This is a genomic window from Polynucleobacter brandtiae (assembly GCF_002797575.1).
Classification (GTDB): Bacteria; Pseudomonadota; Gammaproteobacteria; order Burkholderiales; family Burkholderiaceae; genus Polynucleobacter; species Polynucleobacter brandtiae.
Genome location: NZ_PGTX01000005.1, coordinates 103,366 through 109,446, shown reverse-complemented (window position 1 = coordinate 109,446; position 6,081 = coordinate 103,366). Strand labels below are relative to the sequence as shown.

Genomic DNA, 6,081 nt, shown 5'->3' with positions numbered 1-6,081 from the left:
ATCTGGGAATCGGTAAATTTAGAACGTTTCATGCAGAACTCCTCTAATTGAGAAAATTCTACCTTCAAGGACGGTTAACCTAGGGGACGATTACCCTGATATGCAGGGCGAATAATTTTGTCATACCAGGGCCCATCACAAATGGCATCTAATACGATGCGTTGAAAACAGTGATCGTTTTGAACTGGCCAGTCAGTTTGGGTTGTTTTAGCCAGTATTGGCATGACATTCTTAGTAAGATGCAGATAGCGCTCGATATGAATTGCGTGTGATTTTTCTTCAGAAAGCAATGTAAGTGGTAATTGAGTCAAGATTCATCCACAAGAGGCGCATTACTAGCGAGGTGATCATATTTCAGGAAATTCTCACGATGTCTTCTGTAAAACAATAGTCCCTCGTTTAGGCTAGTTACTGTTGCACCTGCTTTCTGCATTTCATCCCATAAATGCCAGTCTTCCTGTGGATGAATGCCGTCTGTATATCTTTTTTTATAACCGATTCTTTTACCAAGCGATGCTCTATACAGCATTGACCCGTGATGTTTGCCTGTACGGTCCCAATACAAATCACCTTGATGGGCAATAGTTTCGCCAGGTACTCGATCATGAATTTCTTCTTTAAATTCACCCGTGACGACAATATCGTACGTCACTACATCAGTACTATATTTTGACAATAACTCGATTGCATCGGATCGAAGCCAGTTATCTGCTCCAATGAAAAGAGCATATTCGGTATCAATCGTCATTAAAACATCATGGAAATTGTCAACCGTGCCTAAATTATTAGGTCTCAGAATATATTCAATGTCTGGATATAGCTCAGGCAAGTGCTTGCAATCAAATGCACCATCATCTACAAACACTATTCTTTTTGGGGCAACAGTTTGAGATAGAAGAGACTCGATGCAGTGGGCTGCAAGATGTCCATATTTATAAGAAGCAATAACGACAGTAATCATGTCAAGAATTTTAGACCATATTTAAGTGTAACTATTTCACAAGCTCCCAGTAATGCACACCTGTGATGCTTTTGGTTTGGGACCCTTATCTACATTTTTGACTAAACCTCTTAATGGGTATGGTTATTACTGTCTTATTAGAGCTATCAAGACAACCATAGCCACACAGCTAGGTTTGCTTGCTTGGTCGCCAAACTCTGATGGAGATTTTCTTAAAAGATCCCAACCCCCAGGAAACCTTACCTTTTGTGGTTGCAAGCTGGTTTCTTTACCTATTACGTTCAATACCGCTTAATATGGCTAGTGCTATTTTTCTTACTAAGACTTTTTAGCGCTCTTCCGCTGGCCATACTTCAAATAGTAGGCGGAGCTGTAGGCATAGTAGTCTACTGGTCCTCTCCAAGATACAGGGCACGGTTAAATACAAACCTGACAAGTGCTGCAGACCTTCATAGATTTAAGCCTCAGTATCTTAAGGCGGCAATTTCAGCGGGGATGATGTTTGGAGACAGCTTATGGATTTGGCGCCATCAAGATGCCGTATTGGCTAAGACAAAAATTGAAAATCGAGATGAGCTGATTTATCTAGCAAGTAACAAAAATGGACTGATTGTTCTTGCCCCCCATTTCGGCGGCTTTGAAATTATTCCGCATATTTTTACTCAAGAGATCAAGACGACTGTCATGTATCGACCGGCTCGTTTAAGTTGGATTAATCAGCTAATGACAAAAAGCCGTCATAGCTCAAAAATACAATACGTCCCAGCTGATATCAATGGAGTAAGACTTGTCAGAAGGGCCTTGAATAACGGTGAGGTTGTCGGAATCGTAGCCGACCAGGTTCCTAGTGCTCGGGATGGGGTGTGGGCTACATTCTTTAATCAAAGCGCTTATACAACGAACTTTCCCTATAAGCTGAGTCAAAAAAGTCAGGCTGTAATCATATACATTACAGCAGAGAGACTGGCTCTTGGTAAGGGGTGGCGATTTCATACTCAACTCGCTAAGCCGCAACCCCCAAATGATCCAGTCTTTGCCGCAAATGAAATGAACAATGCGTTTGAGGAAATGATTTTATTGAACCCCACACAATATTTATGGTCCTATAACCGCTATAAAAACCCATTTGGGATAGTGACTGGATAAGAGTCAATTGGAATTTTTCGGTATTGGGTGTGCAAGTGAGGGCATTGAGATGATCATTGCCTCACCATTGACCCACCATTGACCCACCATTGACCCAATTACTTATCGCATCATTACTTTTTACTCTTTTTCTTAAGGAGCGGTGACAAAGCATGCTAAATGATGGACATTTTTAATTCAGATCAACAGTTGAGTCAGGTTTCACCGCAAGATGCGCTAGAGCGTCTTATTGCCGGTAATGCCCGTTTTCTGGCGGAGCAGTCATCAACCCCTACATTAAAGCAGCACCTATTAAATAAGCAGGCAAAGGGACAGCAGCCTTACGCTACTATTTTAGGTTGTAGCGATAGTCGAGTCCCGCCCGAACTCATCTTTGATGCTTGGCTAGGGGAATTATTTGTCGTACGTAATGCGGGCAATGTTTTAGGGCCTTCTATATTAGGCACCCTACAATATGCTGCTCGCCATCTTAATACGCAACTATTTGTCGTGATGGGCCATGAGGGTTGCGGCGCAATTAAAGCGGCCATTAATTATCAATTTAATGCTGAGCGCCAACCTGAAGAAATTGAATCTTTGCTCGATGAGATTACCCCCGCATTAAGGGGTTTGGAGTCCGATCAAGATCCAGAGACCTTGGCAACTCAGGCCGTTGAGGCGAATGTTCGCATGACAGTCAAGAGACTTGCTGAAACACCTGAAGGTCAGAGGCAAATAGCAAATGGCGCCAAGCTCATTGGTTCGGTCTACGATATTGAGTCAGGTATTGTGCGATTCTTGGACTAAGTACTTTTTAAGCGCTTATGTTGCTAACAGGGGCGCTCGCAACACTAAATTTAGGTGGTCCACTATCTGAGCCCAATCCGCATCTTGCTTAATAGAATCTTTTAAAAATTGAGCCTGTTGATGCGTCCAAAATGGCGCGTCTTCCAAAAGAATATCTGCCCGTAAGGGTTTATGCATTTGGATAAATTGATAAATGCCTTCTGGATCTGCTGATAGACCAAGCTGAGAAAATAACTCAGCAAAACGAGGGGGATAGTCATTCATGGAGGATGTCGATTCGTTAGTAAATTGAATTGAACTTATTATTGAGCCCTATGACAGAGCTAGGCTTAGTTATGCACCAAACGGATGAATATCTCCTGGGGCTCTGAGCATTTTGTTGACCTCATCAGTATGCATCTCCTCTGCAACAATGAGTTCCCTGGCGTATTCTTCAAACAATATTGATTTATCTTCACTTTGACTCAGAAGTAGGTAGTACAAATTCTTGGTTTCAGTTTCATGAGCGAGTGATTCTCGCAAGATATCGCCGATATTGTGATTATGAGACTCTAAGAGTGGGCCAATGGCTAGCGATGGGTGACCACCCAGCAGGGTTACCATTTCACCTGCACGCCTCGCATGCACGAGACTTTCCTCAGCTTGATCCTTAAGCCAACTAACTATGGGAATACGGTTGTAGCCATAAATCATCAACTGATAATGGGTATATCGAACCACACCTGCCAGTTCGTATTCGATAATTTTGTTGAGTGTATCTAAAACCGCAACTTGATCTTTTTCTTGGAACATCTATTTCTCCTTGATTGTTGGGTATGTTTTTACCTTACTCTTAATTTATGTCATGGTCATTAAAACAATTTATTTTGATTGATTGAATTAAGCGCATATTCGGAGTAGGGTGAAAGCTAGGCGTAACTCAAAAAGGCTTTGATGACTACATATACAGTTTGTGTGATTGTGGGTAGCTTACGTAAAGATTCTCTCAATAAGCGATTGGCTCATGGCCTAACAAGGCTGGCTCCTCAAAATTTTCAATTTCAATTCGTTAACATCGGTGATTTACCGCTGTATAACGAAGAGGATGATGCCAATCAAAGTCTCCCAGTGAAAAGGGTGAAGCACGCGATTGAAGAGTCAGATGGAGTTTTATTTATTACTCCCGAATACAACCGTTCCATACCGGGAGTGCTAAAAAATGCACTAGATCATGGATCTCGGCCGTACAGCCATAATTCATGGAGCAAAAAGCCTGCAGGAATTATTGGCATCAGCTTAGGCGCTATGGGCACCTCAATGGCGCAGCAGCACCTTCGTAATATATTGGCCTACTTGAATATGCCGACCTTAGGGCAGCCGGAAGCATTTTTAAAGATGAGTGATGATTTCTTTACGGAAGATGGCGATATTGGAGAGGACAGTCGTTCCTTCCTTCAGGACTGGATGAGTCAATTTACGAAATGGATAGCGTTACATTCAAAAAAATGAAGGAAAGGTTGGATATGTAGTATCTCCCGTCAATTTTGACTAAACCAAACAGTATTGCAGGCTAGCGAAAATCAATTCAGTGAAAACAGTCTTACATTCGATGCTAGGCACCATTACATTCTTAATGGTGCTCCTCTTTTTAGGGACCTCTTTAGCGACACAATTTTTCTATTCACAGGAAGATATCTTGCAGACTAAGATATTGATCTTAGAAAGCATGCCTTATTTTTTAATCACTTTAGTTTCTGCTGGAATACTGGGGCTGTTTTTAAGTAGGGGGAGAGTAGAGGTCGTCATTGCTGATAAAAAGAAAAGAATGCTATTCATACTGCTCATTTGTACTTTAATGCTCTGGCCACTGGCTTACTTTTTAGATCAATTTGCTAGAAACCATTCCTTTAACTTAGCCTATGACGCAATGCAATCGACGGAATATGGCTTAGATTTAATCATTCTTACTTTACTCGGCTTAAATTTTAGGGATGGCGCTAAATTAGTTGCTCATGAAGCATAGTTTTTGATCGTTAATTCTTTAACTACATCGAATAAAGGCATATATGACTAAACCTCGCAAGGGTCAATCTCCACCGGTATTAGGGCGAAATGAATTTCATCTGCAATTTCATCGATCCTTTATTGACCCAACTTATCAAGCAGTTAAACATGAAATTAGCGCTATTGAGCAGATCGCATGGGAAAACTATATTAATGGTCATAAGGCCCCCTTTACTAAAAATGCAGGCCCTGAGTTTGTTGATCCAGACTATCAACTATCAGAAGAGTGGAGCGCTACCCGTGCTAGCCTGATAGCTGCAGAACTAAAACAAAAAGACCCTAGCACCCAATCTAGAGTGTTGTTGATATGCGGCTCTGCCAGAAATGATGGTAGCTGTGCCGGTGAAATCTCTAAAACATTTCGACTGATTCAGATCGCTGCTCAGACATTGAAAGAACGTGATATCGAGGTCGATATTCTTGATCTAAGCTTGCTCACCTCGGATTATGACAAGCATATCTATCCCTGCAAAGCCTGTGCATCTACCGCAATGCCCTTATGTCATTGGCCATGTAGTTGTTACCCCAATTATGGTCAGCGTCAAACCAATGATTGGATGGCTGAAATTTATGAGAAATGGGTCTCAGCACATGCAGTGATTATCATGACGCCTGTTTATTGGTATCAAACTCCAAGTGTTTTAAAGTTAATGATAGATCGCTTAGTTTGTGCGGATGGGGGTAATCCTGATCCGACAAGTACATCAGGTAAAAATGCTGAAAAAGCAAAAGCACTAGAGCTAGCAGGCTGGTCTTACCCTAAGCATCTTGCTGGTAGGGCCTATGGATTGGTAGTGCATGGTGATGTTGCCGGGATAGAAGGAGTTCGCAGAGGCTTATCTGATTGGCTTGACTGGATGGGCTTAATTGATGCTGGTGTTCTTTCTCGTCTGGATAGATATATTGGTTATTACGAATCGTATGCCCAAAGCCATGATGCGCTTGATGCTGATACTGCCATGCAAGAGGAGGTAAGAAACGTAGCAAGCGCGGTAGCTCATGCTGTTCATGACATCAGAGCAGGAACTTTATCAGTGCCAGATGCTGGATTGGTTCGACCTCGACCAAAGTAAGCTTGCGATGATTTTGATTGGTAAGGGTAGTCGCTATTATTTAATAAGGCGTTTAAGTCATGTAATAGCTAT

Annotated in this window: 9 protein-coding genes; 5 read left to right on the top strand and 4 right to left on the bottom strand. The window is 42.0% G+C overall.

Annotated features, from left to right (window positions below; all coding sequences use genetic code 11):
* Positions 1-74: 74 nt before the first annotated feature.
* On the bottom strand, positions 75-311 hold the full coding sequence (locus B0G85_RS09285) for a hypothetical protein (protein WP_100380177.1): 237 nt from the start codon (positions 309-311) through the stop codon (positions 75-77).
* Positions 308-961, bottom strand: a complete 654-nt coding sequence (locus tag B0G85_RS09280) for a glycosyltransferase family 2 protein (protein WP_100380176.1) — start codon at positions 959-961, stop codon at positions 308-310. Before B0G85_RS09280 ends, B0G85_RS09285 begins: the two co-directional genes overlap by 4 nt.
* A gap of 246 nt (positions 962-1,207) precedes the next feature.
* On the opposite strand from B0G85_RS09280, the gene B0G85_RS09275 reads away from it, so the two are divergent.
* Complete coding sequence (locus B0G85_RS09275) at positions 1,208-2,107, top strand: LpxL/LpxP family acyltransferase (protein WP_157799313.1); 900 nt, start codon at positions 1,208-1,210, stop codon at positions 2,105-2,107.
* A 159-nt stretch (positions 2,108-2,266) separates the two neighbouring features.
* On the top strand, positions 2,267-2,893 hold the full coding sequence (locus B0G85_RS09270) for a carbonic anhydrase (RefSeq protein WP_100380174.1): 627 nt from the start codon (positions 2,267-2,269) through the stop codon (positions 2,891-2,893).
* Between the two features lie 15 nt (positions 2,894-2,908).
* Here the strand turns inward: B0G85_RS09270 and B0G85_RS09265 are convergent, their stop codons facing one another.
* The gene (locus B0G85_RS09265; RefSeq protein WP_100380173.1) at positions 2,909-3,157 is read right to left on the bottom strand and encodes a DUF2789 family protein; all 249 of its coding nucleotides are present in this window, start codon (positions 3,155-3,157) and stop codon (positions 2,909-2,911) included.
* 69 nt (positions 3,158-3,226) lie between these two features.
* Positions 3,227-3,685: a ferritin-like domain-containing protein gene (locus B0G85_RS09260; RefSeq protein ID WP_100380172.1), complete on the bottom strand. Its 459-nt coding sequence runs from the start codon at positions 3,683-3,685 to the stop codon at positions 3,227-3,229.
* Between the two features lie 141 nt (positions 3,686-3,826).
* On the opposite strand from B0G85_RS09260, the gene B0G85_RS09255 reads away from it, so the two are divergent.
* From B0G85_RS09255 to B0G85_RS09245, 3 genes are all read left to right on the top strand, one after another.
* A complete protein-coding gene (locus tag B0G85_RS09255; protein ID WP_100380171.1) occupies positions 3,827-4,381 on the top strand; it encodes an NADPH-dependent FMN reductase in 555 nt (184 codons plus the stop codon).
* A 79-nt stretch (positions 4,382-4,460) separates the two neighbouring features.
* A complete protein-coding gene (locus B0G85_RS09250) occupies positions 4,461-4,895 on the top strand; it encodes a hypothetical protein (RefSeq protein WP_157799312.1) in 435 nt (144 codons plus the stop codon).
* A 43-nt stretch (positions 4,896-4,938) separates the two neighbouring features.
* Positions 4,939-6,009 carry a flavodoxin family protein gene (locus tag B0G85_RS09245; protein ID WP_100380169.1) on the top strand — a complete coding sequence of 357 codons (1,071 nt, stop codon included), beginning with the start codon at positions 4,939-4,941 and terminating at the stop codon, positions 6,007-6,009.
* The last annotated feature ends 72 nt before the right edge of the window (positions 6,010-6,081 follow it).